Here is a 26,173-nt window from a genome sequence, read left to right as displayed (position 1 = left end):
ATTTCTCACCCCTGAAGGAGCTCCAAAAATCTCTTTGCTTTATCGCTCTTTGGCATAAACTTCTCAAACTTTTCAACATTCGTAAACAGAGATGTGTGAAGACCAGATAAAACAAGCTTTCTGATTGCCTCGGTAAGCTTATCCAAATCCAGCCCAAGCAGCTCTGCAACTTTCTCCTCATTAAATGGGCTGACACCGTATAGGATTGCTCCACCAAGAAGGTAGTTAGGTATGTTTGAAATCTCGCTTCTCTTTCCGCTGAGCATTTTCTCAATTTCACACTTTTGAATAATCATCATACTTCCAAAGCCCGTTCTAAACCACTTCTCTTTCATAAAGGGCAAATCAAAAATTGAATAGTGACAGTCAATGCAAAGCTTGATATCCGGATAAAGTCCAAGACTTTCCCTTTCCTTTTCAGAGGTCAAGAAATAATATCTAAATAAGTCAAGTCCAAGGAGTTCCGGACCTCTCTCCGGATCGAATGTTGCATAGGCTAAAGCTAAGTTATCGACGGTATAGTGGTTATTTATAAGAACTCCCTTTGTTTTCACATAGCTCAAGACTCTCCAGCGGAAGCGCTTTCCGAATCTTTTTCTGAGCTCGCTCTCTATATCTGCATCCGTAGGAATGTCAAGCCTCGTCTTCTTTAGCCTTCCGCTTTCCCAATACTCAACTTCGATTCTAAAGCTCTTCTTCCTAACAACACCTTTTTCCCTAAGCTTTGCCTTTATGAGCTTAAATGCCTCTCTAGCTTCAACACTTTCTTGGCCAAGAAGCTTCAGTACATCGCCAGAATATGCTAAATGAGGTAGAATTTCAAGCCTTCCGAGGATGACAGGCTTTTTAACAACCCTTATCCTCCTGAGCTCTTCATGCTTTTTAATAGTTTTTACATCTATCTCCTTGTTTCCAATATAGAACGAATAGTTTGCTGAAATTAGGGCCAAGGCCATTTTATGAGCTACTATTGCGCTTCTTAATCTCTCAAGAGCTAAAATTCTGTTGTGCTTCTTTTTATACAGCCACCTTATGTGGGGATCCTTTTCCTTCTTGTCCAAGCCTCTAACTGAAGGTACAGTTTCTCCAACCCTTCTTGATAGTTCTTCTTCAAAATCTCTCAAAATCTCTATATTCCTGTTTAAATGAAAAACAAGAGAGAGAATGTCAAAACTCTCAAATAACCCAGCCATATCAATTCCAATGTCGTCTAAAATTTTATTTACCTGAGCGACCAGCTCTTCGGTGGTCGTCATGGCAGCAACTCCTCGTTTGCAATTTTTTCAGGCAGATATTTCTTAGCAACGAACTCTAGGCTCTTATTTGCTAAAGCCTGTTGCTCAATTCTGACACCCCACTCCAAGGCCAGCTTCAGCTGTCTCTGCCACTCCTTGTTCTTGAACCATGGATAGTTCATCTCCTCGATAATTCTTTTGTAGTCTCCTGTTGGACCACCCTTCTTGTTTGGCGGAATTCCCTTGAGCTTTTCAGTGACATTCTCCAGACCGTATTTTTTGATGTCGTCCATGGTCATTCCAACGAACTTTGCCTCAGGTGTCGCAAGCTTCTCGCTGAGGTAAGCAAGGTTAATAGAACCTTGCTTTATTGTTGAGTAAATATACCAACCATATGGGTCACCGTCTGTGAAAACTATTATGGGCAAGCCCTCTTCATAGTGCAGACGGTGAATTAATCTTCTCACACCTCTTGAAGCCTGTCCCTGAGTTGCTATGATTAAAGCCCTTTCCTTCTTCGGAAACTTTTCTTCAATTAAACGGTCAGCCATAGCTGCTGTCTCCACAACCAATGCGTAGTCAACGTTTATATCAACGAACTGGATGTGCTCAACAGTTCCTGGGACAGCCCAACCACCCATACCGAGCTTTGAAGTGTTGAACTCATCTTCGCCATCTCTGATTGTTATATCCCCATAAACGTACCCTCTTCTGTCAGCAGTTAGGTGCATTTCTTCTCTTAAGACGCCAAGCATTCTTTCCAGATCCTCGATGATTGGGTCGCTTTCGCTCTGGTCTTCAAATGTGTTCTCCTTGGTTCCAGGAATTGTGTGTTTGTTGGCATAGTAGGCTTCTCTCAAGCTCGCGTGTTTTCCTTCACTCACCAATCTCTTTACATAAGCTGCTATGAGCAATGTCTGCATGAACTTTCTTGCATGAGCAACGTTGAGAAAGTATCTCCTTGAGAGCTTATCTCCCATCCTAATGACTCTCTTGACCTCATCAAAGTAAACGTTGTTTAATCCTCTAGTCGGTATGTCAAAGTAGGGATTCTTTCCCTGTCTAACTTCTTTGAGGATTTCTCTTCCAAGCTCTTCCAATTTGCGGAGAACCTTCTGTGGATCGTAGCCAAAACGCTCCTTTGGCCTTTCACGCTTCAGCATCTGCTTCAACCTCCACTGCTTGTTCTAATGTTTCCTCAACATTTTCAAACTTCTTCTCAATCAATCTAAGGAAGTATTCCTTAATCTTCTCCTCAGGCTCGCCTGTTAAGATACTCAAAGCTCTCGCTATTTCTGGAACATATTTTTGAAGCGTTTTCTTCCTCTTGACTTGATATAATCTCCTATGCTTACCGCTTAAATACGTCTGCAATCTTCTCGCTGCTTCCATTATGGCTAGCCTTATCTCTTCATAAATCTCGTCTTCATTGGCTATGCTCTGCTTTCCTGTTGAGGTGTAAGGAACGTGGACGCTGATGACGTTGATCAGAAGTGTTAAGGGAGCTCTGTCTAAGTCCTCAACTTTGTAGCGCTTCCAATCTATGCTACGGGCAGCCATTGTTGTTACACATGCACCTGCATCAAATAATAAAGGAACTCTGTTGGCATATCTTAGGAGATTAAACGTGCTTTCGAGCTCACCGCCGTAAGCCAAACCAACCTCAACTTGGAATGGAATTCCACCTCTGTAAACTTTAGGTGATCTCGTAACTGCGGTAACAAACTCTGGTTTGAGAATTCCGGTGAGACCTTTAACGATATTTTCCTCCCCAATTGGTCTTAATCCATGGGTTGGAGGTGCTAAGAACTTCATGTACTTAAACGCCTCAACTATCTCCTCAGCTTCATGCCAGCTAAGTTTTTCTGGAGGTTTTTCCATGAGCTTTTGAACCTCTTTAAGAACCTTCTTTGCCCTTCTTCCATAGCTTTTCAAAATTAAATCCACTTCTCCTTTAGCTAATCTCTCAAAGAGCTGGTCTTTTATTCTCTTATCCTCCTCGCGGTTAATGAGCCTAATTGCGGCTATGTATTTGATGAGCTCATCTATTTTCTTGTCGCTGATTCTTGAGAACTCGGAAATCAAAAATCTCTTTACTGTGTTCTTCCTCGTCTTCTTTGCCATTCTATAGATGTCATCTGTCATAACACCCTTTGGATGTGGTTTCATCTCAACCGGAGGCTTTGGGATTTCTTCACTTGAGCGTGGAAAGACAATAAGTTTTCCATCTGGTTCAATTAACTCAATATGAGCGTGGGGGTTGGCAATAGCTGTGAGCTTGAGATACCAGAAAACACCCTGCTTTGAGCGGACATATTTGACGTTTTTAACCTCTAGCTCTATCCTTGTTCCTCTCCAGCCCGTTGGATTTGGGTGCTTAAGCTTCTTGACAATTTTACCCTCATTCTTTTCAACATCAATCTTAACCCATGCCTCAATTATCTCATCCCCACCAGTTGAAGTTATTACGCGCGTTGCCTTTCCGCTTGTAATTTGGGCAAACATGACTGCACCGCTGATACCAATACCCTGTTGACCTCTGCTCTGTATATTTCTGTGAGCCTTTGTACCGGCAAGCATCTTTCCGAAAACGTGAGTTATGAACTTCTCTGGGATTCCCGGACCGTTGTCTTCAACGATTATTTTGTAATGCTCCCTACCAAGCTCCTCTATCTCAACCCTCACATAGGGTAAAATTCCAGCCTCTTCACATGCATCTAAAGAATTCGTGACAGCCTCATGAACCACTGTTGTAAGTGAGCGAATTTTCCCGGTGTAACCTAACATTGCGGCGTTTCTTCTGAAGAATTCGCTGACGCTCTGAATTTTAAATTCTTTAAAGAGTTCTTTAGCCTTTGCCATAATAAACGCCTCCTTCAAGCTCTAAATCCTTCTTTCTCCTTTCGAGGTACTTATACACAGTCCCATGTGGGGAACCCTTGGCCAATTTCTCTATGGCAGTCTTGGCAATCTCAACTTGAATAGGGTTCCCGATGATAGCGACTGTTTTGCCGTAAACACTAACGCTTGCACCGCTCATTTCCTCAATAATCTCTCTTGTTCTTCCTTTCCTACCGATTATTCTACCTCTAATTCTCGGCAAGGCATTCTTTTCGTTTCCAATGATTATATCGCTTAAGTTGATTATCTCAAGAACTTCACCTTCGTTGAACAGACGGAAAGCTCTCTCTGGAGAAAATCCCCTACCAATAGCCATTACGACATCCCTTGCTTTCCAAACTGCTAATGGGTCATCTGTTTTTTCAGTTGAGCTTATGAACACTTCACCAGTTTCACTGTCCACCTCTATTCTGGTCTTTGTAATCTCTTCAATTTTCTTCTTGGTTGAGCCTTTCTTTCCAATGAGAACCCCAATTCTCTCCTTTGGAATCCTCACGAATTCTTCTTGCTCACCAAAGGCCTCATAATCTATGTTCTCTCCAAATTCACTTTCCTTCTCACCCTCTTTATCAACATACTCATACTTCTTGAGTAGCTTGTCAAACTCTTCCTCCATATTAATCACCTGTTAGCTCTTTGAACTTCTCCTCAAGATCATCAACGGCAACCCCTTTTCTACCGAAGTAATTGATGATATTCCTCAAATCACGATATAGTAAAGTTAAACTCATTCTATTCCTCTTTACAGTTGCCTGAGACCAGTCAATTATTACAGGCTTCTCCCAAATCAAGATGTTGTACTCACTTAAATCTCCGTGAACCATATCTCCTCTCTTCCAGAGTCTCTCTATTGCATTCATTGAAAACTCATAAAGCTCTTCAAAGTCCCTTTTTTCTAACACCTTTTCCACATCCTTCAAACGAGGTGCTGGATTTTCATCCCCAATGAACTCCATTATCAGGATATTATTGCGAAAAGCAATCGGTTCTGGTGCCCTAACTGCATATTTCATAGCTCTCTGCAGATTTTTAAATTCCCTCCGTGTCCAGACAAAGACAAGCTTTCTAATGTCTTTTGGAAGGTAGCCAATTCTTGGATCTGCAGCCAAATACTCCCAGATTCTTCTGAACTCTGTTGTGTAGGTGCGGTAAATTTTAACTGCTATTTTATTGCCCCTGCTATCCACTCCAGCAAAAACATTTGCCTCTTTACCTGTTGAAATCACTCCTAAAAGTTGCTCTATTTTGCCCCTTCTGTGGAAATAGCTTAAAGTCTCAACAGTCGTTTTATCAAAGACTTCACTGAAAACTTTGAACAGTTCGCTGTCTTTTTCTCTACGCTCATCTAATCCGAGTATTTCTGCAATCTCTCTATCTAACCTGTCCATAGAACATCACAACATTAATCCGCCAGTTAAGAATTCCTGACTTATCTTTCCTTTTCTTATGAGCCAATCAACTTGAGTTTTTGTATACCTATATACAATATCTCCCCTTTTGTCAGTTTGAACAGGCCAAGGCTGAACTATCACTAAGTCTCCAACCTTAATCCACATTCTCCTCTTAAGCCTTCCTGGAATTCTGCATCTTCTGATCTTTCCATCTTCACATCTAACGTCCATCCATCCAGCTCCTAAAGCCTGTTCAACAACTCCAAAGAGCTGGTTTCCCTCTGGGAGTGGAACTCTAATAACCTCATCACCCTCAACTTTCCTATTATCTCTTTTTGGCTTAGCCATGAGCATCACCTCCAGTGATTAAACTTATGCATTTATAAGCATAAGCCTTGCAAAAATTTTCTACAAAAACATAGATGAGAGACTTTAAAAATTTTTGCATGCATACATCTGAACTCTAGTCATTAGACTCCAAAAGCACCTTTAATGCCATTTATGACCATTTGAACTGAAATTGAAGCTAATATTAAACCCATCATTCTTGTTAAGACCTTAATTCCAACCTTTCCGAGCTTCTTCTCAACTTTATCTGCTGAAAGCAAAATTAAGTACGTAGTTATGCTAACTAATAGGACTGCTAGCAGAACCATTGATTTTTCAACTACACTTGGGCTTTTTGCCATGTAGAGCATTACAGTTGTTATTGCACCTGGGCCAGAAATTAGGGGAATTGCTAATGGGATTATTGCAATATCCTCAAGCGTTATCTCTTCTGCTTCTTCTTCGCTTATCTTAACCTTTGAAATCTGTCCACTGAGCATGTCAAGGGCCATTCTGAAGAGTAAGATCCCACCTGCAATAGAGAAAGCATCAACACTTGACCCAAAAAACGAGAATATCCACTCCCCAATTAGAGCAAATGTTAGCAATGTTAAAAGCACTGTTATCATGACTTTTTTAGCAATCCTAACTCTATCCCGTAAGGAAACCCCATGTGTTACGCTCAAAAACACTGGTACTGCTCCAATGGGATTCGTAATCGCAAACAGTGCTGCATATGCATAGAGTAGATGTTTTAGCACAATCAATCTTAATCCCCCCCAAGAAGGTTTAATCGCACTTTAAAAAGTTAAGCATTAAATCTAAATTCCCAAGTGCTTCTTTAATTGTCCTAAATCCACTTTGGCCGTCATATCTATATTTATTGGAGTTACGCTGACTTTTCTCTCAACTTTTACAACATACATATCGGTCCCTGGTTCGAGGACTTCCTTTGGGCACTGTGTCCCGACAATCCAATAATAGGGTGTCCCCTTTGGATCGATCCGTTCTTCAATTGATGGCTGATACATTCTTCTTGCTAAGCGTGTAATATCCATTGGAGTGTTTTCATTTGCATCATAGGGAACGTTAACGTTGAGCATGTCCACACCTTCGGGGAGTCCTTTCCTAAGGACGGCATCTGCAATTTTCCTCAGAAAGAATTTTGCTGTTGTGAAGTTAATTTCCTCTCCCTGGCCGAATTTATGCTTCTCCCTATTAACTTCAAGGCTTATCGCTATACTCGGAATCCCATGAGTCGCAGCTTCAATTGCAGCACTTGCAGTTCCGGAGATCGTAATTTCAGTGCTCATGTTTTCGCCCAAATTGATTCCGCTAATTGCCAGGTCAAAGCTTCCAAAACGAGCCAAGGCAAAAATTACACAGTCCACAGGCATTCCATCTAAGGCATATGCTGCTCTAACTCCCTCCATGGCCACGCGTTTGGCTCTGAGAGGTCTATGTAAAGTCATTGCCCTTCCACTTGCACTCCTTTGAAACATTGGAGCGATAACATAGATATCTCCAAGTCCCTGGAGGGCTTCAACTGCTGCTTTAATTCCCCTTGAATTAATTCCATCATCGTTCGTTATGAGTATCTTTGGCATGAACTAAACTCCTCAGAATTGCTTATAAATTTGTGGTAAGAAAATGTGGTAAAAACAAAAACAATTATGTTATCACTGCGCTCTGCTTAGATGGCAGTTCCTCTGGAAGAGAGAAGTAAGCCACAATCTCAAGGATTCTCGCTACAAGAATTATTAGCAGTCCAATGAATATTATTGCAGTCAGAGCACCTATGAAATAAAGTAATCCCGTCGTTTTAAAGAGATCAACACCTGTGTACTCAGCTATCAGTTCATAGCTCTTCTTGAGATAGTAAGAGCCGAGCGAGAACAGAATCCAGAATATTATAAAGCCGACGAGAATGCTACCTATGATTGCCATTATTGCTCCAAAATCTTGCATTTCATGTTCAAACGCCCTTGGACCACCCATTGCTATGATTGATGTTCCTAGAACTGCTATGATAGCAATTATCAAGGCAACAAATGCACCAACCTGAAGTACAAACGAAATCAAGTAATTCTTGAAAATCGCTTCGTCACCAGCTTCATCTGAAATTTCTTTCACAGCTAAGAGGATGAGCACAATACCAACTATGCTCAACACACTGCCTAGCTTTGGAACTGCCCCACCTATTAGGGCTAAAATTGCACCAACCCCACCATAGGTTTTTGCTTGACTCAAAGTCATTTCAACTCACCACTGTTTAAATTACATAATCCACAGATATAACTTTTTCTCTTTATAAGTTGAAAAACAACACAGCAACTTTAAAAACCCAAACTCCAATGCCTTGGTAGGTGAGAAAATGACTTATTGGACAAGCGAAGACAATGTTGCTGGAGAAAAAGGAGTCGCATTATTCATAATCTTGCCAACTATCGGATGTTATCGCTATAGAATTGGAAAAGCTTGTTATATGTGTTCTTATCCAGCTTCAGCGCCTAAAAATCCATGGAGCCAGGAGGAAATAGTTAGATATGTGGAAAAAGCCCTTAAGAAAATTGAAGGGAAAGAGAGAGTTGCTGTAAGAATTTTCACTTCGGGAAGCTTTCTTGATAACAGTGAGCTTAAACCAGAAACAAGGAAGAAAATCTTCAAACTTTTGGCTGAATATAATAATATTAAGGAAATTGTGATTGAGTCAAGGTCAGAGCTCGTGAGATACGATGCTGTTAAGGAGCTTGCCGATATTGTTGGGGATAAACATTTTGAAGTTGCTATTGGCCTTGAGACTGCAAACGATAACATAGCTGATGTAAGCATAAATAAGGGAAACACCTTCAAGCAGTTTGTTAAGGCCAGTGAAGAGATAAGAAGTGCTGGTGCAAAAGTTAAAACATATCTCCTCTTAAAGCCGATTTTCTTAAGCGAAAGAGATGGAATTGAAGATATAAAAGAGAGTATAAAGATGGCAGCACCCTATACAGACACATTTTCCATAAACGTCACAAATATTCAAAAAGGAACCACATATGAAAGACTTTGGGAGAAAAATGAGTACAGACCTCCATGGTTGTGGAGCGTTGTTGAGGTTTTAAAATGGGCCAAAAAGACATATCCAAAAAAGAGAATCCTCAGTGATCCAGTAGGTGCTGGTTCAAAGAGGGGTCCTCACAATTGTGGGGAATGCGATAAGATGATTGCTGATGCAATAAGAAAGTTTTCGGCAACTCAAGAACTTAAATATCTTAAGAATCTTGACCACAAATGCAAAGCTGAGTGGAGTTATATAGTCCAAGAAGGAATTCTAGATTGGCAGTTGATCACTTACTGATGTTTCTCAAGAAGAAATTTAGATTAGCCCTTTACATTTGCAAAATAACTTTATTACAAAACTTTTTTAAAAAGTATTCATTTGCATTGTCAAAACTGCCAAATAAACTCTTAAAATTCTTTTTTTAATGCACAAGGATGAATAGTGTCTGATCTAGACAATACCACACTTTTGGTTTTCGAAAGCTTTAAATGTTTTACATACGTAAAAATTCTGAGCGATTTGCAGGTGATGATTATGGCAGATGTCGAAATTAAAAAGGAAAACTATCTTGTGATAGGGAAGACCGAAAACGTAGAAATTGACGTTGACACTTTTCTATGCAAAGGCTGTGGAATCTGCGTTGAGCTCTGCCCAAGAAAGGTCTTTGAATGGAGCAAAGAGCTGAGCGAAAAGGGTGTGCATTACCCGGTTCCAGTTCACGCTGACAAGTGTGTAAGGTGCAAACTCTGTGAACTACTTTGCCCTGACTTTGCTATAGCTGTTAGGTGGTAATTATGATTATTCGAGGCGATGAACCAGAGCAAATTGCCCTTCTGAAAAAGCTTTACCCTAAGGGGAACTATTTCATGCAAGGTGATGAGGCAATAGCCTACGGAGCAATCTTCGCAGGCTGTAGATTCTACGCAGGCTATCCAATAACACCTGCAAGTGAAATTGCCGAGACAATGGCAAGAGAGTTGCCAAAAGTTAGAGGTTATTACATCCAAATGGAGGACGAGATTGGAAGTATTGCCGCTATTATAGGGGCATCTTGGACCGGATTAAAATCAATGACTGCAACAAGTGGCCCTGGATTCAGCCTAATGCAGGAAAATCTTGGCTATGCAATCATGACTGAAACTCCAATAGTTGTTGTTGATGTCCAGAGAAGCGGACCATCAACTGGACAAGCAACAAAAGGTGCCCAGGGAGATTTTTTCCAAGCAAGATGGGGGACTCATGGGGACCATCCAATTGTTGCTATTTCGCCAATAAGTGTTGAAGACTCATTCTGGGAAACGATAAGAGCATTTAATATTTCCGAAAAGCTCAGAATCCCAGTTGTTCTTCTCGCTGATGGCGTAATTGGACATACAAGGGAGCAGATAAGAATTCCCGATCCAGAAGAAGTTGAGATAGTTTACAGAAAGCTCCCCAAAAATGAGAAGGAAGCAAAATATCCATTTGGAGATGTTGATGGCTCCCTTGTTCCACCGATGCCTCTCTTTGGTCACGGTTATTTTACTCATGTAACAGGTTCAACTCACAAGGAGACAGGTCTGAGGGACGTTTACACACCTGAAGTACATATAAAACTTGTAAACCGTTTGCACAAGAAGATTAAGAAGCACGAAAAGGAGATAGAGAAGTGGGAAGAGTATTTCACCGATGATATGGAAATCCTCGTAATAAGCTGGGGGGTCTCAGCAAGACCATCCCTTGGTGCTGTTCTCAAGGCAAGAGAAGAGGGCATAAAAGTTGGACTCTTCATTCCAAAGACTGTTCATCCGTTCCCAGGTAAAAAAGTTAAAGAGCTTGCAAAGAAAGTCAGAGCAATTATCGTCCCAGAGATGAACCTTGGACAGCTAATCCTCGAAGTGCAGCGCTATGTAAATGATGATGTAATTCTAAAAGGGGTTAACAAGATCGGTGGAGTTCCTTTAACGGTTGAAGAAATTCTCCGCGAGATAAGGGGTGTGTGAGATGGCCAAGGAGATTTACACCAGATATAAAATGGCAAAATATCTGAGAAAAGAGGCTTTACCTACAGCCCTATGCCCCGGCTGTGGTGGTGGAACTGTTCTTAATGCCTTTGCAAATGCAATTGACCAGCTCAAGATTGACCCAAGGGATTTGGTTGTTGTGAGCGGAATTGGCTGTTCAGCTTGGATTGCGTCACCATACTTCCTGGCTGATACTCTTCACACAACCCACGGGAGAGCAATAGCCTTTGCAACAGGTGTTAAAGTTGGCCTACCAGATAAAAAAGTCGTTGTAATAAGTGGAGACGGCGACTTAGCTGGAATCGGTGGGAATCATCTCATCCACGCTGCGAGAAGAAATATTGACATAACAGTCATCTTGGTGAACAATTTCATCTATGGAATGACTGGTGGTCAGGTTGCTCCAACAACACCCTTTGGTGCCAAAACGACAACAACACCTTACAGAAACATTGAGCATCCCTTAAACATAGCTGAAGTTGTAGCTGAAGCAGGAGCAAGCTATGTTGCAAGATGGACAACAGCTCACGTTTACCAGCTTATAGAGAGCATAAAGAAAGCTCTCCAAGTGAAAGGCTTCTCACTCGTTGAGGTCATCTCACAGTGTCCAGTTCAGTTTGGAAGGAGGAATAAGATGAAAGAGCCATCTGAAATGTTAAGATGGTTTATGAAAAACAGCGTTCCAATAAGTAAAGCCAAGAACATGAGTCCAGAAGAGCTTGAGGATAAATTTATCATCGGTGAATTTGTCAGCAGACAAAGACCGGAGTTTACGGAAGAGCTTAACAAACTGATTGATGAAGTTGCCGAGCAGTTTGGTCTGGGTGATGAAGATGCAGATTAGGCTGGCAGGTATAGGAGGACAGGGTGTTGTTTTGGCCGGTGTAATTTTGGGCGAAGCCGCTGCGATTGAGGGGTTAAACGTTGTTCAGACTCAGGATTATAGCTCGGCTTCGAGAGGAGGACACTCTGTGGCGGATGTAATTATCTCAAGAGACCCTATTTATGACATAATTGTCACAAAAGCTGACGTTCTTGTGGCTTTGGCTCAGCTCGGCTATGATACTACAAAAGACTCACTTAAAGAAGATGGGCTTTTGATAATTGACACGGATTTAGTTAAGCCTGATAGGGAGTTTATAGGTGCACCTTTCACGAGGATTGCTGAGGAAACAACAGGAATTGCTCTAACCGTAAACATGGTTGCTCTCGGATATTTAGTTGCCAAGACTGGGATTGTTAAGAACGAGAGCGTTGAAGAAGCTATAAGGAGGAGAGTCCCGAAAGGGACTGAAGAGATTAATTTGAAAGCTTTTAGAGTTGGTTATGAGGAGGGATTGAAATGAGATATCCATTTCCCGTTGGCAAAAGTGATTTTATACAAGGTGATGAAGCCATAGCAAGGGCAGCTATTTTAGCTGGCTGTCGTTTTTATGCTGGCTATCCAATAACACCTGCAAGTGAGATTTTTGAAGCAATGGCTCTCTACATGCCTCTCGTTGATGGTGTAAGTATCCAAATGGAAGATGAGTTAGCAAGCATCGCCGCTATTATTGGTGCCTCATGGGCTGGGGCTAAAGCCATGACTGCCACAAGTGGTCCAGGCTTTAGTTTGATGATGGAAAACTTGGGTTATGCAATCATGACTGAAACTCCAATAGTTGTTGTTGATGTCCAGAGAAGCGGACCATCAACTGGTCAGCCCACTTTAGCAGCACAGGGAGATGTCATGCAAGCAATTTGGGGAACTCACGGAGACCACAGTTTAATAGTGTTAACCCCAGCAACAGTTCAAGAAGCTTTTGATATGACCATTAGAGCATTCAACTTAGCTGAAAAATATAGGACTCCTGTTATTCTGCTTACAGATGCTGAGGTTGGACACATGCGTGAAAAAGTTGACATACCAAATCCGGAAGATATAGAATTAGTTTACCGCAAGTTACCAGCAAATGAAGAAGAGGCAAAGTATCCATTTGGCGATATTCACGGCGATTTGATACCTCCAATGCCAATCTTTGGAAAGGGATATCGCACATATGTCACTGGACTCACCCACGATGAGAAAGGGAGGCCAAAGACAGTTGATGCCGAAATTCACCGCAAGCTTATTGAGAGAATCGTAAACAAGATTGAGAAGAACAAGAAGGACATAATTGATTATGAAACTTTTGAACTCGATGATGCCGAAGTTGCTATAATAAGCTATGGAATAGTTGCCCGTTCTGCAGTCAGGGCTGTGAAAATACTCCGTAGTGAGGGCATTAAAGCTGGACTACTTAAGCTCAACGTTGTCTGGCCATTTGACTTCGATATGATTGAAAGAATAGCAGAGCAGGTTCATGCAATCTACGTTCCTGAGATGAACCTTGGTCAGTTATATCATCTTGTTAAAGAGGGAGCAAATGGAAAGGCAAGAGTTGATCTTATTCCAAAAATTGGTGGAGAAGTTCATACACCTCAAGAAATTGTTAGAGAGGTTAAAAAGTGCGAATGTGGGGTGTGAAGTATGCGCTTTAAGCTTAGCTATGAGATAAGGGACAAATATCTGAGAAAGGATATGCTTCCAACGATTTTCTGTCCCGGTTGTGGTATTGGTTCAGTTTTACAATATACGCTTAGAGCAATTGATGAGCTTGGCTGGAGCAAAGATGAAGTGGTCTGGGTGAGTGGAATTGGATGTTCATCGAGAGTTCCTGGATTTGTTGACTTTGATGGTCTTCACACAACTCACGGAAGAGCTTTAGCATTTGCTACTGGAATAAAGATGGCAAATCCAGATCTGAAAGTTATAGCATTTATGGGTGACGGTGATACGGCAGCAATTGGTGGGAACCACTTCATTCATGCAATCAGAAGAAATCTTGATGTTACCGTGATTTTGATTAACAACTTCACTTATGGAATGACTGGAGGACAAGTAGCCCCAACAACCTTAAAGGGTTTGAGGGGAACAACCGCTCCATATGGGAGCTTTGAGAATCCTTTTGACATCGCTGAACTAGCTGTCGCTGCTGGGGCAAACTATGTCGCGAGATGGACGGTCTTTAATTATGTCCAAGGGATAAACAGCATAAAGAAAGCGTTACAAAAGAAAGGCTTTAGCTTGGTTGAGTTCCTCTCACCATGTCCAATCAGCTTTGGAAGGAGAAACAGAATGAAAACCGCTCCAGAGCTGATAAAGTGGTACAACAAGATTACAGTACCGATAAGCAAGGCAAAGAACATGAGTCCAGAAGAGCTTAAAGACAAGATTGTTATTGGCGAGTTTGTTGACAGAGACAGGCCGAGCTTGAATGAAGAATATGAAGAGTACAAGAAAAGGGCAAAGAAAATGATGGGGTGGGAAGAATGAGGAAAGAAGTCCTCATCAGCGGTTTTGGTGGTCAAGGTGTCATTTTAGCAAGTGTAATCCTTGGAAGAGCTGCAGCAGTTTATGAAGGTCTTTACGCTGTGCAAACCCAATCTTATGGTCCAGAATCCAGAGGAGGAGCAAGCAGAGCTGAAGTGGTTATAAGTGATGAGCCAATTGATTATCCGAAAACTCTGCACCCGGATTATGCAATATTCCTCTCTCAGGAGGCTTATTCCAAGTATCTCAGTCAGCTGAAAGAAGGAGCTGTGCTGATCCTTGAAAGAGATTTAATTCCCCATAGAAATGAAGAAGTTGAGAAAAACCTCAAGCTCAAAGTTTATGCTTTCCCGCTTACTGAGATTGCAGAGGAAACTACTGGGTTGAGTTTAACAATGAACATTTTAACATTAGGGCTTTTTGTAGCGCTTACTGGAATTGTTAGCAAAGAAGCCATAGAAAAGGCCGTTCTGGATGCTGTTCCAAAAGGAACAGAGCAGATAAATCTGAAAGCACTCCATAAGGGCTTTGAACTTGGAGAGAAAGCCTTGAAAGGGGAGCTTTAATTCTATTTTTCTGTTTTCTTTTTGATTCTCCTTCGCGGAAACTTTATCAATCCTGGCTCTCAATAATAGAACATGCTGATCAACGAAACCAAGAACAAAGTCTGGCACGGAAAAGTTAAATTAGCAGACACCTTTTTCAAACGGTTTAAAGGATTAATGCTCACTCCTAATGTAAATTATGCCCTTGTATTTATTCTGCCAGCTGAAACAAGGACAAACGCCTCAATACACATGTTCTTTATGTTTCAAACCATTGACGTTATATTTCTGAACTCAGCGAAAGAGGTTGTTGATTTCAAAAAAGCAAAACCATGGCGTGTTTATATACCCAGAGACGCTGCAAAATATATCATTGAAGGACCTATTGGGATTATCAAAGCTCTTGATGTGGAAATCGGAGATAAAATAAGCTGGATAGTGGAGAATGAAATGGAAAAAGCTGTACCCTCACCAAGCAACGTTATTAATGGAGTCTCATTTAAAAAGATTAACGGGACGATAGGTTTAGCTGAACCAAAGCCAAAGCTTAAAGAGCCGTGAGGGTTATGGAGTTTTTAGAGTGCATTAAAAAGCGGATTTCTCAAGATACTAGACTAAAAAACGAACTTTATTCCCTGATCCTCTATGGGTCATTTGTAAGAGGGGATTTCATCGAAAATGTAAGTGACTTGGACTTTTTTGCTGTGATACTAAAAGATGAGTCAGTTATTCCAAAGCTCAGGCAAATCTTAGAAGACTGTGCCAAGAAGACCAATGCTATTGAAGTTGACCTAGCATGGGAATATCTGGAAAACATAAGCGATCCATTGTTAAAAGGTATTCCTTTCAAGTTTTTGACAATCTATCAACAGGATTTTCTTGAAAACCACGTTGTCGTTTATGGTAATGACATAGCTAATATTTTGCCAAGATATGAGTTCAGGGAGCTTTTGAGCTGGAGAGCCGGTAGAATTCTAGAGCTGAGCGAGAAATTCAGGGAAAATAGAAAGATGATGCATATATTGGCTGGAGAAACCGCAAGACTTTTAGCTCTGATTAATGGAGCAAAAAGTCTCAGAAAGGAGGATATTGTAAATGCTCTTGAGAAAATTCAAGATGAAGAGGTTCTTGAGATATACAAGGCTTATCTAGACGGGAGAAAGCTTAAGTTTGATGAAGAATCCCTAGTAAAATTCATAGAAGCAAGGATCGAGAAAATTAAAAAAGCTTCTTCAGGCTCCCCCTTGGAGCAATTTGACATTTTACGTTAGAACACCCTAAAATCAATAGCAATATTATACTGATAGGGAGCATAGGGTCTTACTTTTCTTCTCTCCAAGAATTCAACGCTCTTTCCAAGCTCTCTTGCAACAGTTTTGATTTTCTCTTCATGTTCATCAAACAAGTTATCTTCATGGGAAAATCCATAATAGTGAATTATTCCTCCGCTCTTTACACTCAGCATAGCCTCTCTTAAAAATTCATGTGCGAACTTTGGGAGGTTCATAATTACTCTATCAGCTTTAATTTGTTCAGCAACTTTTCTTACATCTCCCAGGATTGGAATTATATTGGGCGTTTTATTTAGCCTCTTGTTTTCTTCTAAATATTTTATCGCCCAAGGATTGATGTCGCATGCAAAAACAAGTCTAACTTTTTTTGCAAGCAAAATTGAATAAGGGCCGACACCAGCAAACATATCGAAGACTATTTCTCCTTCTTTAGCTTTCTTAAAGACTCTCATTCTTTCTGTGGCCAAACGAGGGGAAAAATAAACTTTCGCAATATCCAGTCTAAGCTTTATTCCATTTTCTTTATGCAGGGTCTCTGTCCTCTCTTCCCCCGCTAAATGAATAAGCTCTCTAACTCTAAACTCTCCAGAAACAGCACTTCCTTTTGCAAAAACAGCTTTTATATGCTTATGAACTTTTAAAATTGCCTCTCCAATTTGATTTCCATACTGCATGAGCTCCTTTGGAAGTTCAATTACTGCTATATCACCAATTATGTCAAAAGAAGAGGGCAAGAGAAGCTTCAGGTGTTCCGGAACATTAACGACTTCCCGATAGCTGTGGGGTCTCTTTTCAACTAGCTCAAATTCTGTCTCAACAATTTCAAATCCTTCGACTTTCTCTTTTACAGGGAAAATCAGAAACTCTCCATCTCGCTTAACTTTGTGTTCTTTATCCAGAATACCAAGCTCAATAAGCTTTCTCCTGACTTTTTCGCCCTCAAGTTTGTGAACTTTAACTCCAAACATTTTCCATCAAATCCAGAGGGAAATGTGAATTTAAAAGAATTGTGAACGAAAACTTTTTAAATGGACTTAAGGCTTAAGATATTGGACGCCCCGGTGGTGTAGCCCGGTCAAACATGCGGGCCTTTCGAGCCCGCGCCCCGGGTTCAAATCCCGGCCGGGGCACCATAATTTCGTTAATAGAGAATTCTGAGCCTCCATTTCTGGAAACTGCCCCATTATAAAGACTTTCAAGCAATAAAATAGCCGCATTTTCTAGAAACTCACCCAAATAAAACCCACTGTCCTTTATTTTGCGAACAAGCCACTTCGGGAGCTGCACATGGACATCGACAAACTCTCCACCCCATTTTCTTCGCCGCATTTTGAACACCTTTTGTACAATTCTTGAACAAAAATTGAACATTAAATTATTTAAAACTTTAGTAATCTACAAAAACAGATGCCAAGTAAATTACAAGCCAATAAAGAGTTAACCAAAATCAACCACTCCTCCACAATGAAATTAACGAGATTTTGCGATGAACTTGAGAAAATCAAAATTTATAATCAAAAACTATTTAATTATGTAATTACGTAATTATTTAATTAAAGCGAATATCTTTAGAGAACAAATTAACAACATCACTTTCCAAAGATTTCACAACTCTATTCGAGTACCCTACTTCAAACACACTACCATGAATCCTTCTCTTTTATAATATGCAAGTCAAATATTAACCCTACGGGAGTCGTGAAAATCAAACGTATTCTTTTTCCACTCTCGACAGGGATTATGTCCAGTGTAGCATAAACATCTTCAAGAAGGAGCTCATCATCGTTTAGAAGAATCACATGGGTATAGAGAATATATTTATGATCTCCATCTCTTTTTTGGTCGCTTTCGGGAATTAAATATAAATATTTGCCAACATGAATTGGCATTCCTTCGAGATCTTCGAGTTCTAGTATCTTCCTTGCAAACTTCATCCCCAAATGCACAACTTCTTCTAATTTTGGCCTAGTATTCCCAATTATTATATACTCCACCATTGCTTTATTTTCTCTATAGATGTATGCTAAAGGTCTCCACATTTCAGATTCCATTTTAGGGAGAACAGAGCGTTTGCTCATGATTCACCACCTTGTCTAGGAATTTTAGTGTTTATTGTTTATTAATATTCACCCACACAACAATATTAATTCAACAAAGACAAGATATTCCGTTAATAACACATTTTCTACAGTATCTTTGAGATTTTGAGAATTAGTTCCTATGTTTTAAAAATGGATAAAGCTCATTTATTGCTTTTTTGACCTCATTAACATCAATAGTTATCTCATAACTCACAGGCATTCCCTCTCTTTTTTTAAATGCTACTTCTTTAACCGCATTGATATAGTACATAAAACCCACCATGCTCTCCTCATCACTCTCTATGACAACACTTCCACTTGTACCTGAAAGAGCATTCTTGAGAAAAAGAAGTATGTTTTCCAAATCTGGAACCAGAGTTTTAAACACTCGATCGGCAAAGAGTACATACTCATTCTCACGATACTCCTTTAACAAACCTTCCCTTTTAATGTCCTCTATAAACTCTTCTTCAAAGGGCTCAACATCCTCAAAATAACGTTTTACAACTTTCTCAAAGTCTTCTTTCTTGATAATAATCTCATTATTTCTAAAATTTATTTTTGCAAGATTATCCGATAGTATATTGTGCAAAAAGTTGTATGAGAATGCACCAAGCAGTACTTCTCACCATTCACAACTAAATAGTTTTCAAAAGATAACGTTTACTGTCCATGTGAGGACATGATTTTTCATTCTCACTCAAGCGCTTTAAAATAATAGCATTATCAAGCTTGTTCAAAGAGTCAATCGACATTATGTAATTCATTAGTATCTTTTAATGACCCCCTAAACTGTCTTGAAATAGGTGTAAAGTCAAAGTATTGTCTTGCATGGGCTCGCATTGCTTCACACCATTGGTACCATCTTCTAAAGTGAGGATGCCAAAACAAATATCCACGCATCTTGTATGCTATAATAATGGTACAGTCTATTTCAATCCATTTTTGATATTCCTCAAGTTCTTTACCTTCTATTGTTTTTTCTTTGCAAATAATCACTGTATAACTCCAAGACATCTTGAAAAGCTTTGTAAAAATTAAAACAGGAACACTACAAATATGCTTTCAACACTAACAACAGAAGTGGCTCGTCTACTTCTATTTCTCCTTTTTTGATTAAATCCCAGATTTCATCTTTATACTGCTCAAAAGCCTCAAAATCTCTCATAATATCTGACAATTTTATCTTTTTGATATTCTTATTCTTCGTCTTGGACATCTTCTCCACATATCCAAGTTGTTTAGAACTAAAGGCATAAAGTAGCCCCACAACAATCACAGAAGCACTATACCATTGATGACACTGTTAAAAATTAAAAGTTACGAGAATTGTCACATATTAGAAATGAATTTCTGTTCCCCAACAACAATGCCAAATCCAACCACCCAATATTTTATACAATACAGTATTATCATATCTCCCTTCAGCACCTCTCTAACTTTAGAAATTCTAAAGAGGGTGGATTTGAGTTTTTGAAACGTTGGGTCTTCCTTTGAACAAAAATGCACACAAATACTGTAGTCAGTGTTATAGAACACCTGAAGAACATTTCTTGCATCGCGTGCTGTTTTTATGATGTCGCCCGTCTTGATCTCAAAAACTTTCTTTGCCACTATTTCATTATTATCCGTATCCGGCAAGGCATAAAGTATGAACTTTTTAGAATTTATGGCATCATTAACAATCATAGCAATATAGAAAGCGCGCAGAACATTAATAATGTTTTTTCAATAAAGTTTAACTATCTACACGACAAAAAGTAACAAGGTGCCATAGAATGGAGGCGCTCGAGAGGAACCTTGAGAAGGCTGCAACCATTCTTGCTTTAATCCTAATTGAAGAAGCAAAAAGCTTTGAGCCAAGGACGAGGACAGAGAACACAATTTTCATGCTAAAATGGAAAAAGAAAAAGTGTTTAGTTGTCCCATCAAGGCTGATTTACAAGAGATTTAACACAAAAAAAGAATATCACAAATTTAACGCCCTATTACAGAATGCAGGAGTTGCTCTATATTCACGCTCTGTGAAGATTTTGAAGGATGAAGAGCTGAGAAAAAAGCCAACACTAACTTCCAAAGATTGGGTTGGAGAAAACGTCAGGTATATACGTGCGTGGTATTATGACTATGAGGGGGTATACAATCTCATAAAAAATTATATTAAAGATGAAGAATTAAAGGATAAAGCACTTGATGTGCTGTTATCACTTTATACAAGCTCTTCACGCTACTCTTCTACCTATTGACTTTATCTTGAAAAATTAGGACTACTGCAAAGACGTTATGGTTTTTGTTGTCATAAAACAGTACGAAGTCGTCTGCTTTCTCGATCTTGTCCTTGAACTCATTGCTTTTAAAACGCTCTTTCAGAATGTCTCTCATGAAATATTTGTCTTGTTTAGAAACCTCAAAGGAAATGATTTCCCCTTTTGTGACTACCTGTGGAGTAATTGCAGAGAGGACTTTAACAAAATGCTCGAGTAGATGTTTTTTGTTTCTGAAATAACCCCCTAATATTTTCTCCTTTGAGTATTTCACGTACAACTCGCCTCTAATCATTCTGCTCACCCATATGTTAAATATAATACCAGTGGGAATTGAACAATACAGCGAAAGTGTATTGCATTTGCTGCTGCATCGATAATCCTAGTATCTCTGAAAGTATAGAGGTATTCTATAAAATACCACGTAGCCAAAATGTTCAATAAACTATACAGGGGAGTGACTGAAAAATATTTTGCTATGACAAGACTTTCAACTGTCGTAACACTCAGCAAGATGATGCTTGCCTTTTGTTTGCTGAAGTTATTCTTCATGAAGATTTTACCGAGGATTTCGAAGAGCTCTAGGTTTTCCATGTATGGACCCACTAAAAGCAATAGCAAGAGTGTTGGTTTGCCACTGTCACTCAAAAAATGTATTAGGACAGTATCAACACCGAATCCTACAAATATTAAAACTAAAGAGGCAAATAATACGATCAGGGATGTCGGAAGCCGTATTTTTAGAGAAGAGTGGGGAATACCCAAGAACATTCAAGTTCCCCCCACTGTTATTAGATAGGCTCTCGTGTTGTAGAGGGCATGCAGCAATGCGCTTGCTAGATACCCCATGAGAGGGTGTTTATTTCTTGAGTGTACGATTTCAAAATAGACACCCGTATAGAGAGTGTGCGTTATTATTCTCAAAGTGAGTGTGTCAAACGTATTATAGTATACCATTAGGCCTTCATACATAGCGAATAGTGAAGCAATTGCAATACCATAAAGCACTGCTGGGGCGTTTATCGAGTTTTTGAACATGTAATAGAGCAATAAAGCACTAAAAATTTTTAAAAACTCCTCGACGAATCCTGCAGTAATTCCGACCACTAGTTCGCCAAAATGCATTAGTACTCTCGTGTTTATAGCTGCAGCGATCTTTGGGTCAATAAATACTCCAAATATTATTAGCATGTGGAATAGCATGACAAAATCAAAATTGTTTCGATTTTTAGATTCGAGCACTATAGCAGTACTCATCAAAACTCCTCCTCGTACTCCTCCTCAATGTCGAGCAAATAATCCTCTGTAATGTCGGCTATTCTTTTGAGGAGTTTGGAAAAACCCTTTTTACTCAAATAGTACACTCTATCTTTCTTGTAAATTATTCTCAAATCATTTAGAACTCTCTTGACTATCCAAAATTGTGTGTTTATTCCAGAGAGGTTTAAATCCAGCTCTTCTGCTTTCGCCATGATGAGTTTATTTCTTTTGGTGTTGCTGATTTCAAGGTCGTTATAAACATCTTGGGCATACTCAAAGAGTTCTTCTGCTTTCTCTTTGTTTATTGTGCTGTATGGTATATTATCTGCTTCCCAAATTAGATACTCACATTCTGTTAAAATCCATTCTTCTGCTGGAATTGGAGTTTTTTTGAGTTTGTTTATTAGGAACAATGCTATAGCTTGTCTTCTTTTGTGGTTTGGAAAGATTTGTTCTAAAATATCTTCGAAAGTGTTTGGGGTGTAGTTTCTATCAAAATATATAGCTGCGCGGGGCTTCCATATTTTCTTTTTAGATTTAGAATTTTTCATTTTTGTTCCGAGCATACACCCACCTTCGGGTGTTTTGAGAAGTACTTTATTGAGTGCGCCTCACGCAATATTAATAATGTCAAAACTGTTTATAAATTTTTTGATATGGGGTTTGAGTTGTGGTTTGCGAATGTGTCTCCTAAATATCAAATTTTTTGATATATTGCATGTGTGTGCTGTGCAAGCAAAATTGCACAGGAATAACATTATCCCAAAATTAAAACCAAATGATTATATCAAGAAAACTGATATATCTTTTAAAAATTGCACAAATTTCAGAATCCTGAAAAACTTTTCTAAAAACTTTTTTTAACATCAAGCAACTAATTTTTTCAAAAGGCTAAACCCCAGCGAGAGGTGGTGACTCTATGAGTGAGAGATTTGAGTCTTCAATATTTGACTATGCAAAAACCATCCAGAGAGGAGAGATACTCCTTGTTGAATATACTTCAAATGAGCCAATACATCTAATTTTCTACATTTTCCTGAAATATCTAAAACAAAGCAACATTCCATTCGTAATAATTGATGCAGTAGACCAGCTTCATGTCTTTAAAGCTCATCTGGAACTTGTGGGGATAGACACAAGTATTATTGATGAGGCTCAAGTAATAAAACTTGGCGGTGTTCTACATACAGGGAATATTATCAGGAGAGTTGATCTAGAAGAAGACCTTCCAATTTGGAGGCAACATTACATTGAAACCTTCAGAAAAATCCAAGAAGAGAAAGGTTATGTTATGAGAATAGTCATAGGTACTGAAAAATTGCTAAAGCTGTATGAGAGGAACCCTCTTGAAACTGGGAACTTTTTTGGAATGGTAGTTCGCCCGTTTTTAGGCGATAAAAATACGACTGGGGTCATATTCTTGAATACTTCCCTATTGGACAAAAAAACAGTTTTAGAATGGACAGAAATTGCAAGTAGAGTTTTTGACGTTGAACTCAAAGAAGGAGAGATAACACTCAGAATCACCAAATCTGTAGACTTTAGTGAGTATGGACGGGAAATTAAAGTTAAAGCCCAAGAACTTCAAGAATACTTGGCAAGATGATACTCATCGTAAATAGCTTTTTAGTATTGTGTTTTTATGCTCCTCTTTTTTGCTGTATATTTTCATGAAGTCTATGAAACTCTCTAGTTAATAATGCTACTTCTTTTTTATCTAGAGTATCTGAACTAACCTCTATTACAATCATGGTGTTGTTGAGGAGCGAATAGTCTTTTAGTGTTGTCAAAAATTTGAAAACTCTTTCAAAACCATTTTCAAGAATCAAGTACTCAAGCCCATCCAAAAAGACGAACTTCTCTCCCTCTTCTTTCATGAACTGAACAATGAGATGGTTCAAATACTCTAGATTTCTAGGATTGACGACATTTCTAACATTCTCAATTTTGCTCAGCCAAATCACTAGGGCATTACACCCTAGAGACTTCCAATAACCTTCTCTCCTCCTACTAATAATCAAACTTTTCCTGTCTTTGGACAATTTACAAACAAGCACTGCATTATTCTCATTCGCCTCTAACAACAACAAACCCGGAGTAATATTGATCTCTTTCCCCCCAAGAGTTATAGCTGGAAATTCAAATTTAATTATGGTGCATTTTTGTTTTATTTTTAGAAGACTAATTAATAACAAAAGTGATGCCAGAATAGCATTTCCTTCCACGATGATTCTCATAGCTGAAGATATTGAATTGAAAAGAGTCAATAAAACTTCACTGACAATACTTGTAAAAATTGACAATATTGCCACTAGAATCAAGTAAAATTCCCTAGTCCGCTCATTTTTCATGGAAATATAGAAAATGTACAGAGTAGCAAAAAGAGCAATTGTTAACAAGAAATGCTCAATAACTCCAAGAATTTGAACAACTCCCTGCATACTCCCTCCCTTTGTCTTCAATACTATTAGATAATGACAAAGCTCTTGGAGTTCTATCCCCTAGCACATCAGCATTATAGAACAATGTCAGATTAGTCATCTTCCCGCCTCCAATGGGAGCTCCAAACTTTCCTATATTCTTGTTCTTGAATTATTGAGTCTTTTGTCATAGGGATACACCTCAAGCATCATAAAATTTCTATCGATATGCTATGATATGTGTAGAAATATTTATTTTTTACGGTTCTTGTTTATTATATGATTCGATAATTCAAGGTTTTAAAACTATATGTTTTATGTTTTTATTAAAAAGACACAACAAACAGGACACAGAGGCTGTACTTCACTTCTCGCAGTTTAGAGTTTGAGGTTGTTGTTTTTAGATATTATTCCCATTGTTTAAACTTTATATAGTAATCAATCCATGTTTTGTTGAACAACCAATAATTTTTTATATGATTGTTCAACAACTTGAAACATGAGACGACTCGCAATTAGGTACATAATCTCAAGATTTGGAGGTAGTGCCGTTACAAAAGATGAGCTGAAAGAGGTTAGTGAGAGGTTTAATATTGACATTAATTATTTTGTCAATTACCTGCTATCCCGAGGCTATATAATTAGAGTTCTCAGAGGGGTATATTACGTTAAAACGATTGAAGAAATTGGATTAAAACGGGCTCCTGATGTATTTAGAGTAATTGCAAAAGGGCTCAACAAGCTCAATTTGATATGGTACTATGGGCTATTTACAGCCTTGAGGCTCAATGGCATGACTCACGAATATTTCAACATGATATTCATCCTCAATGACAAAGTAATCCGATCAAAAACAGTTAAAATTCTTGGAGAGAATGTCAAATTTGTAAAAATAAAACCAGCTTTAGCCACTTTTGGAATAATCAAAAGTGACGAAATAAAGTTTTCAGATCCTGAAAAAACAATCCTAGACTTCATATACCTCTCAAGGTACAACAAACGGCTCAAACCACATGCAGAGGAGATTTTAGTAGAATACGGAGACAAGATTAACTGGGCTATTTTATGTAGCTACATAGAGAAATACCCAAAAAGTGTACAGAGGGAGGTTTTAAAGCATGAACGAGAGGGAATTTGTTGAGTTTATAATCCAAAAAACAGGAATTAAAAAGGGAAATCTCATACGAAAAGACATCATTCTGCATTCCATTTTGAGAGAATTATACTCAAATGAGTACTTTTCTACCAACTATCTCTTCAAAGGAGGGACATGCTTGATTAAATGTTATCTCGGTTACTATCGCTTCAGTGTTGATTTGGACTTTACAAGTAGAAATCCTCAAACATGGATAGAGCTTTCAAGACGAAGCCGAGAAAGGGAACTCAAAGCTGAAGCTATAAAACTTGCAGAGCTAATTGAGAGCATTGCCAGTAAAAGGGATCTAGAATTTAAAGCAGATTTGGGGGATAGGAATTATGTAGAATTTGGCGGAGGATCTAGAATGATTACTTTCAAGCTGTATTATCCTGAAGGACTCATGCGTGAGATGATAAAGATTCAAGTTAACTTCGTAGAAACGCTCCTTTTTGGGCCCAAAAATGTTAGTGCTAAATCCCTGCTTTCAGATGTTCAAGTGAGTGAGGAGGAGAAGGCATATTTCTCAGAATTCCTTGAGGATTACTCTGATGTCCCTGTTTCTGCATATGATCTGCGGGAGATTCTAACAGAAAAAGTTAGAGCACTTTTAACTCGAAAGAAGGTGAAATTTAGAGACATTTACGATTTGTACTATCTCGAAAAAGAAGCAGGTCTGAGCATCGAAGATTATATTGGGGAGATAACTCAAAAGCTTCGATTTGCACTAAAATTTGAAAGGTACTCTATTAACTTTCAAAAGATTATACAGTCAATTTCATTCCTTGAAGCTACTGCAACAGGAGAAGAGCTATTTTTGCTAAATATTCCGTTTAATGCCGAAGATTTCAAAAAGTTTTTGGAAAAACTGTCCAAGCAGATTAATGCAATTGGATCGAAAATTAGTGAAAAATAACTGGA

The 26,173-nt window shown here is 38.9% G+C and carries 33 protein-coding genes and 1 tRNA gene; 15 read left to right on the top strand and 19 right to left on the bottom strand.

Going from position 1 to position 26,173, the window contains the following annotated elements; all coding sequences use genetic code 11:
- Positions 1 to 5: 5 nt before the first annotated feature.
- From TES1_RS03490 to TES1_RS03450, 9 genes are all read right to left on the bottom strand, one after another.
- A complete protein-coding gene (locus tag TES1_RS03490) occupies positions 6 to 1,256 on the bottom strand; it encodes a DUF530 family protein (RefSeq protein WP_042680261.1) in 1,251 nt (416 codons plus the stop codon).
- A complete protein-coding gene (locus tag TES1_RS03485; protein WP_042680259.1) occupies positions 1,253 to 2,398 on the bottom strand; it encodes a DNA topoisomerase IV subunit A in 1,146 nt (381 codons plus the stop codon). Before TES1_RS03485 ends, TES1_RS03490 begins: the two co-directional genes overlap by 4 nt.
- On the bottom strand, positions 2,385 to 4,097 hold the full coding sequence (gene top6B, locus TES1_RS03480) for a DNA topoisomerase VI subunit B (protein ID WP_042680257.1): 1,713 nt from the start codon (positions 4,095 to 4,097) through the stop codon (positions 2,385 to 2,387). The genes TES1_RS03485 and top6B overlap by 14 nt, the downstream gene beginning before the upstream one ends.
- Positions 4,084 to 4,752 (bottom strand): KH domain-containing protein, encoded by a 669-nt coding sequence (locus tag TES1_RS03475; RefSeq protein ID WP_042680255.1) that lies wholly within the window; start codon positions 4,750 to 4,752, stop codon positions 4,084 to 4,086. Before TES1_RS03475 ends, top6B begins: the two co-directional genes overlap by 14 nt.
- Position 4,753: 1 nt before the next feature.
- The gene (locus TES1_RS03470; protein ID WP_042680253.1) at positions 4,754 to 5,524 is read right to left on the bottom strand and encodes a serine protein kinase RIO; all 771 of its coding nucleotides are present in this window, start codon (positions 5,522 to 5,524) and stop codon (positions 4,754 to 4,756) included.
- A gap of 6 nt (positions 5,525 to 5,530) precedes the next feature.
- Positions 5,531 to 5,875: a translation initiation factor eIF-1A gene (eif1A, locus tag TES1_RS03465; RefSeq protein WP_042680251.1), complete on the bottom strand. Its 345-nt coding sequence runs from the start codon at positions 5,873 to 5,875 to the stop codon at positions 5,531 to 5,533.
- A gap of 122 nt (positions 5,876 to 5,997) precedes the next feature.
- Entirely contained in the window at positions 5,998 to 6,621 is a 624-nt protein-coding gene (snatA, locus tag TES1_RS03460; protein WP_042680249.1) for a neutral amino acid NAAT transporter SnatA, read from the bottom strand.
- A gap of 54 nt (positions 6,622 to 6,675) precedes the next feature.
- Positions 6,676 to 7,461, bottom strand: a complete 786-nt coding sequence (gene surE, locus TES1_RS03455) for a 5'/3'-nucleotidase SurE (protein WP_042680247.1) — start codon at positions 7,459 to 7,461, stop codon at positions 6,676 to 6,678.
- Positions 7,462 to 7,525: 64 nt separating this feature from the next.
- Positions 7,526 to 8,110 carry a DUF996 domain-containing protein gene (locus tag TES1_RS03450; RefSeq protein WP_042680245.1) on the bottom strand — a complete coding sequence of 195 codons (585 nt, stop codon included), beginning with the start codon at positions 8,108 to 8,110 and terminating at the stop codon, positions 7,526 to 7,528.
- Positions 8,111 to 8,228: 118 nt separating this feature from the next.
- Here TES1_RS03450 and TES1_RS03445 point away from each other — a divergent pair, with 118 nt between their 5' ends.
- From TES1_RS03445 to TES1_RS03400, 10 genes are all read left to right on the top strand, one after another.
- Positions 8,229 to 9,197 (top strand): archaeosine biosynthesis radical SAM protein RaSEA, encoded by a 969-nt coding sequence (locus TES1_RS03445; RefSeq protein WP_042680243.1) that lies wholly within the window; start codon positions 8,229 to 8,231, stop codon positions 9,195 to 9,197.
- A 237-nt stretch (positions 9,198 to 9,434) separates the two neighbouring features.
- Positions 9,435 to 9,692 carry a 2-oxoglutarate ferredoxin oxidoreductase subunit delta gene (locus TES1_RS03440; protein WP_042680242.1) on the top strand — a complete coding sequence of 86 codons (258 nt, stop codon included), beginning with the start codon at positions 9,435 to 9,437 and terminating at the stop codon, positions 9,690 to 9,692.
- 2 nt (positions 9,693 to 9,694) lie between these two features.
- Complete coding sequence (locus tag TES1_RS03435; RefSeq protein WP_042680240.1) at positions 9,695 to 10,882, top strand: 2-oxoacid:acceptor oxidoreductase subunit alpha; 1,188 nt, start codon at positions 9,695 to 9,697, stop codon at positions 10,880 to 10,882.
- A gap of 1 nt (position 10,883) precedes the next feature.
- Positions 10,884 to 11,747 (top strand): 2-oxoacid:ferredoxin oxidoreductase subunit beta, encoded by an 864-nt coding sequence (locus TES1_RS03430; protein WP_042680238.1) that lies wholly within the window; start codon positions 10,884 to 10,886, stop codon positions 11,745 to 11,747.
- The gene (locus TES1_RS03425) at positions 11,737 to 12,249 is read left to right on the top strand and encodes a 2-oxoacid:ferredoxin oxidoreductase subunit gamma (RefSeq protein ID WP_042680236.1); all 513 of its coding nucleotides are present in this window, start codon (positions 11,737 to 11,739) and stop codon (positions 12,247 to 12,249) included. Before TES1_RS03430 ends, TES1_RS03425 begins: the two co-directional genes overlap by 11 nt.
- Entirely contained in the window at positions 12,246 to 13,409 is a 1,164-nt protein-coding gene (locus TES1_RS03420) for a 2-oxoacid:acceptor oxidoreductase subunit alpha (RefSeq protein ID WP_042680234.1), read from the top strand. Before TES1_RS03425 ends, TES1_RS03420 begins: the two co-directional genes overlap by 4 nt.
- Before the next feature lie 3 nt (positions 13,410 to 13,412).
- Positions 13,413 to 14,258, top strand: a complete 846-nt coding sequence (locus TES1_RS03415; protein WP_042680232.1) for a 2-oxoacid:ferredoxin oxidoreductase subunit beta — start codon at positions 13,413 to 13,415, stop codon at positions 14,256 to 14,258.
- Positions 14,255 to 14,821, top strand: a complete 567-nt coding sequence (locus TES1_RS03410; protein WP_042680230.1) for a 2-oxoacid:ferredoxin oxidoreductase subunit gamma — start codon at positions 14,255 to 14,257, stop codon at positions 14,819 to 14,821. Before TES1_RS03415 ends, TES1_RS03410 begins: the two co-directional genes overlap by 4 nt.
- Positions 14,822 to 14,893: 72 nt before the next feature.
- A complete protein-coding gene (locus TES1_RS03405) occupies positions 14,894 to 15,361 on the top strand; it encodes a DUF192 domain-containing protein (RefSeq protein WP_042680228.1) in 468 nt (155 codons plus the stop codon).
- A 5-nt stretch (positions 15,362 to 15,366) separates the two neighbouring features.
- On the top strand, positions 15,367 to 16,071 hold the full coding sequence (locus tag TES1_RS03400; RefSeq protein WP_042680226.1) for a nucleotidyltransferase domain-containing protein: 705 nt from the start codon (positions 15,367 to 15,369) through the stop codon (positions 16,069 to 16,071).
- Here the strand turns inward: TES1_RS03400 and trm5b are convergent.
- Positions 16,068 to 17,060: a tRNA (guanine(37)-N1)-methyltransferase Trm5b gene (trm5b, locus tag TES1_RS03395; protein WP_042680224.1), complete on the bottom strand. Its 993-nt coding sequence runs from the start codon at positions 17,058 to 17,060 to the stop codon at positions 16,068 to 16,070. The two genes, TES1_RS03400 and trm5b, sit on opposite strands and share 4 nt — an antisense overlap.
- Positions 17,061 to 17,147: 87 nt before the next feature.
- Here trm5b and TES1_RS03390 point away from each other — a divergent pair.
- Positions 17,148 to 17,225 (top strand) — tRNA-Glu (locus tag TES1_RS03390).
- Between the two features lie 507 nt (positions 17,226 to 17,732).
- On the opposite strand, the gene TES1_RS03385 is transcribed toward TES1_RS03390, so the two are convergent.
- From TES1_RS03385 to TES1_RS03365, 4 genes are all read right to left on the bottom strand, one after another.
- Positions 17,733 to 18,170, bottom strand: a complete 438-nt coding sequence (locus TES1_RS03385) for a hypothetical protein (RefSeq protein ID WP_042680222.1) — start codon at positions 18,168 to 18,170, stop codon at positions 17,733 to 17,735.
- Between the two features lie 133 nt (positions 18,171 to 18,303).
- Positions 18,304 to 18,765 (bottom strand): hypothetical protein, encoded by a 462-nt coding sequence (locus TES1_RS03380; RefSeq protein WP_042680220.1) that lies wholly within the window; start codon positions 18,763 to 18,765, stop codon positions 18,304 to 18,306.
- 152 nt (positions 18,766 to 18,917) lie between these two features.
- A complete protein-coding gene (locus TES1_RS03375; RefSeq protein ID WP_042680218.1) occupies positions 18,918 to 19,172 on the bottom strand; it encodes a hypothetical protein in 255 nt (84 codons plus the stop codon).
- Positions 19,173 to 19,505: 333 nt separating this feature from the next.
- Positions 19,506 to 19,862, bottom strand: a complete 357-nt coding sequence (locus tag TES1_RS03365; protein ID WP_042680214.1) for a hypothetical protein — start codon at positions 19,860 to 19,862, stop codon at positions 19,506 to 19,508.
- Between the two features lie 89 nt (positions 19,863 to 19,951).
- Between TES1_RS03365 and TES1_RS03360 the strand changes: the two genes are divergently transcribed.
- On the top strand, positions 19,952 to 20,419 hold the full coding sequence (locus TES1_RS03360) for a hypothetical protein (protein ID WP_042680212.1): 468 nt from the start codon (positions 19,952 to 19,954) through the stop codon (positions 20,417 to 20,419).
- On the opposite strand, the gene TES1_RS03355 is transcribed toward TES1_RS03360, so the two are convergent.
- The 4 genes from TES1_RS03355 to TES1_RS03340 all read right to left on the bottom strand — a co-directional run bounded on the left by TES1_RS03355 (position 20,409) and on the right by TES1_RS03340 (position 22,263).
- Entirely contained in the window at positions 20,409 to 20,732 is a 324-nt protein-coding gene (locus TES1_RS03355; protein WP_042680210.1) for a hypothetical protein, read from the bottom strand. The genes TES1_RS03360 and TES1_RS03355 overlap by 11 nt on opposite strands.
- Positions 20,733 to 20,737: 5 nt before the next feature.
- Positions 20,738 to 21,031 carry a hypothetical protein gene (locus TES1_RS10905; RefSeq protein ID WP_144080592.1) on the bottom strand — a complete coding sequence of 98 codons (294 nt, stop codon included), beginning with the start codon at positions 21,029 to 21,031 and terminating at the stop codon, positions 20,738 to 20,740.
- Positions 21,032 to 21,208: 177 nt separating this feature from the next.
- On the bottom strand, positions 21,209 to 21,640 hold the full coding sequence (locus TES1_RS03345) for a PrsW family glutamic-type intramembrane protease (protein ID WP_158505949.1): 432 nt from the start codon (positions 21,638 to 21,640) through the stop codon (positions 21,209 to 21,211).
- A gap of 53 nt (positions 21,641 to 21,693) precedes the next feature.
- On the bottom strand, positions 21,694 to 22,263 hold the full coding sequence (locus TES1_RS03340) for a hypothetical protein (protein WP_042680202.1): 570 nt from the start codon (positions 22,261 to 22,263) through the stop codon (positions 21,694 to 21,696).
- Positions 22,264 to 22,616: 353 nt separating this feature from the next.
- Between TES1_RS03340 and TES1_RS03335 the strand changes: the two genes are divergently transcribed.
- Positions 22,617 to 23,303: a DUF257 family protein gene (locus tag TES1_RS03335; RefSeq protein WP_042680200.1), complete on the top strand. Its 687-nt coding sequence runs from the start codon at positions 22,617 to 22,619 to the stop codon at positions 23,301 to 23,303.
- 34 nt (positions 23,304 to 23,337) lie between these two features.
- Here TES1_RS03335 and TES1_RS03330 read toward each other — a convergent pair whose 3' ends face one another.
- Entirely contained in the window at positions 23,338 to 24,138 is an 801-nt protein-coding gene (locus tag TES1_RS03330; RefSeq protein ID WP_042680198.1) for a DUF835 domain-containing protein, read from the bottom strand.
- Positions 24,139 to 24,616: 478 nt separating this feature from the next.
- Here TES1_RS03330 and TES1_RS03325 point away from each other — a divergent pair, with 478 nt between their 5' ends.
- Together TES1_RS03325 and TES1_RS03320 are read left to right on the top strand one after the other, a co-directional pair.
- A complete protein-coding gene (locus TES1_RS03325) occupies positions 24,617 to 25,258 on the top strand; it encodes a type IV toxin-antitoxin system AbiEi family antitoxin domain-containing protein (RefSeq protein WP_042680196.1) in 642 nt (213 codons plus the stop codon).
- Positions 25,236 to 26,168 (top strand): nucleotidyl transferase AbiEii/AbiGii toxin family protein, encoded by a 933-nt coding sequence (locus tag TES1_RS03320; protein WP_042680194.1) that lies wholly within the window; start codon positions 25,236 to 25,238, stop codon positions 26,166 to 26,168. Before TES1_RS03325 ends, TES1_RS03320 begins: the two co-directional genes overlap by 23 nt.
- Positions 26,169 to 26,173: the final 5 nt, after the last annotated feature.

Origin of the sequence: Thermococcus paralvinellae, assembly GCF_000517445.1 — an archaeon.
GTDB lineage: Archaea > Methanobacteriota_B > Thermococci > Thermococcales > Thermococcaceae > Thermococcus_B > Thermococcus_B paralvinellae.
Note: the sequence above shows the minus strand (reverse complement) of the source record. Positions and strands in the feature narration are given on the sequence as shown.

What these genes read in the sequence shown, in the direction of transcription:
- TES1_RS03490 (WP_042680261.1), bottom strand. Translation starts at nt 1,256, where the DNA reads ATGACGACCACCGAAGAGCTGGTCGCTCAGGTAAATAAAATTTTAGAC.
- TES1_RS03485 (WP_042680259.1), bottom strand. Translation starts at nt 2,398, where the DNA reads ATGCTGAAGCGTGAAAGGCCAAAGGAGCGTTTTGGCTACGATCCACAG.
- top6B (WP_042680257.1), bottom strand. Translation starts at nt 4,097, where the DNA reads ATGGCAAAGGCTAAAGAACTCTTTAAAGAATTTAAAATTCAGAGCGTC.
- TES1_RS03475 (WP_042680255.1), bottom strand. Translation starts at nt 4,752, where the DNA reads ATGGAGGAAGAGTTTGACAAGCTACTCAAGAAGTATGAGTATGTTGAT.
- TES1_RS03470 (WP_042680253.1), bottom strand. Translation starts at nt 5,524, where the DNA reads ATGGACAGGTTAGATAGAGAGATTGCAGAAATACTCGGATTAGATGAG.
- eif1A (WP_042680251.1), bottom strand. Translation starts at nt 5,875, where the DNA reads ATGGCTAAGCCAAAAAGAGATAATAGGAAAGTTGAGGGTGATGAGGTT.
- surE (WP_042680247.1), bottom strand. Translation starts at nt 7,461, where the DNA reads ATGCCAAAGATACTCATAACGAACGATGATGGAATTAATTCAAGGGGA.
- TES1_RS03450 (WP_042680245.1), bottom strand. Translation starts at nt 8,110, where the DNA reads ATGACTTTGAGTCAAGCAAAAACCTATGGTGGGGTTGGTGCAATTTTA.
- TES1_RS03445 (WP_042680243.1), top strand. Translation starts at nt 8,229, where the DNA reads ATGACTTATTGGACAAGCGAAGACAATGTTGCTGGAGAAAAAGGAGTC.
- TES1_RS03440 (WP_042680242.1), top strand. Translation starts at nt 9,435, where the DNA reads ATGGCAGATGTCGAAATTAAAAAGGAAAACTATCTTGTGATAGGGAAG.
- TES1_RS03435 (WP_042680240.1), top strand. Translation starts at nt 9,695, where the DNA reads ATGATTATTCGAGGCGATGAACCAGAGCAAATTGCCCTTCTGAAAAAG.
- TES1_RS03430 (WP_042680238.1), top strand. Translation starts at nt 10,884, where the DNA reads ATGGCCAAGGAGATTTACACCAGATATAAAATGGCAAAATATCTGAGA.
- TES1_RS03425 (WP_042680236.1), top strand. Translation starts at nt 11,737, where the DNA reads ATGCAGATTAGGCTGGCAGGTATAGGAGGACAGGGTGTTGTTTTGGCC.
- TES1_RS03420 (WP_042680234.1), top strand. Translation starts at nt 12,246, where the DNA reads ATGAGATATCCATTTCCCGTTGGCAAAAGTGATTTTATACAAGGTGAT.
- TES1_RS03415 (WP_042680232.1), top strand. Translation starts at nt 13,413, where the DNA reads ATGCGCTTTAAGCTTAGCTATGAGATAAGGGACAAATATCTGAGAAAG.
- TES1_RS03410 (WP_042680230.1), top strand. Translation starts at nt 14,255, where the DNA reads ATGAGGAAAGAAGTCCTCATCAGCGGTTTTGGTGGTCAAGGTGTCATT.
- TES1_RS03405 (WP_042680228.1), top strand. Translation starts at nt 14,894, where the DNA reads ATGCTGATCAACGAAACCAAGAACAAAGTCTGGCACGGAAAAGTTAAA.
- TES1_RS03400 (WP_042680226.1), top strand. Translation starts at nt 15,367, where the DNA reads ATGGAGTTTTTAGAGTGCATTAAAAAGCGGATTTCTCAAGATACTAGA.
- trm5b (WP_042680224.1), bottom strand. Translation starts at nt 17,060, where the DNA reads ATGTTTGGAGTTAAAGTTCACAAACTTGAGGGCGAAAAAGTCAGGAGA.
- TES1_RS03385 (WP_042680222.1), bottom strand. Translation starts at nt 18,170, where the DNA reads ATGAGCAAACGCTCTGTTCTCCCTAAAATGGAATCTGAAATGTGGAGA.
- TES1_RS03365 (WP_042680214.1), bottom strand. Translation starts at nt 19,862, where the DNA reads ATGATTGTTAATGATGCCATAAATTCTAAAAAGTTCATACTTTATGCC.
- TES1_RS03360 (WP_042680212.1), top strand. Translation starts at nt 19,952, where the DNA reads ATGGAGGCGCTCGAGAGGAACCTTGAGAAGGCTGCAACCATTCTTGCT.
- TES1_RS03355 (WP_042680210.1), bottom strand. Translation starts at nt 20,732, where the DNA reads ATGATTAGAGGCGAGTTGTACGTGAAATACTCAAAGGAGAAAATATTA.
- TES1_RS10905 (WP_144080592.1), bottom strand. Translation starts at nt 21,031, where the DNA reads ATGGAAAACCTAGAGCTCTTCGAAATCCTCGGTAAAATCTTCATGAAG.
- TES1_RS03345 (WP_158505949.1), bottom strand. Translation starts at nt 21,640, where the DNA reads ATGCTATTCCACATGCTAATAATATTTGGAGTATTTATTGACCCAAAG.
- TES1_RS03340 (WP_042680202.1), bottom strand. Translation starts at nt 22,263, where the DNA reads ATGCTCGGAACAAAAATGAAAAATTCTAAATCTAAAAAGAAAATATGG.
- TES1_RS03335 (WP_042680200.1), top strand. Translation starts at nt 22,617, where the DNA reads ATGAGTGAGAGATTTGAGTCTTCAATATTTGACTATGCAAAAACCATC.
- TES1_RS03330 (WP_042680198.1), bottom strand. Translation starts at nt 24,138, where the DNA reads ATGCAGGGAGTTGTTCAAATTCTTGGAGTTATTGAGCATTTCTTGTTA.
- TES1_RS03325 (WP_042680196.1), top strand. Translation starts at nt 24,617, where the DNA reads ATGAGACGACTCGCAATTAGGTACATAATCTCAAGATTTGGAGGTAGT.
- TES1_RS03320 (WP_042680194.1), top strand. Translation starts at nt 25,236, where the DNA reads ATGAACGAGAGGGAATTTGTTGAGTTTATAATCCAAAAAACAGGAATT.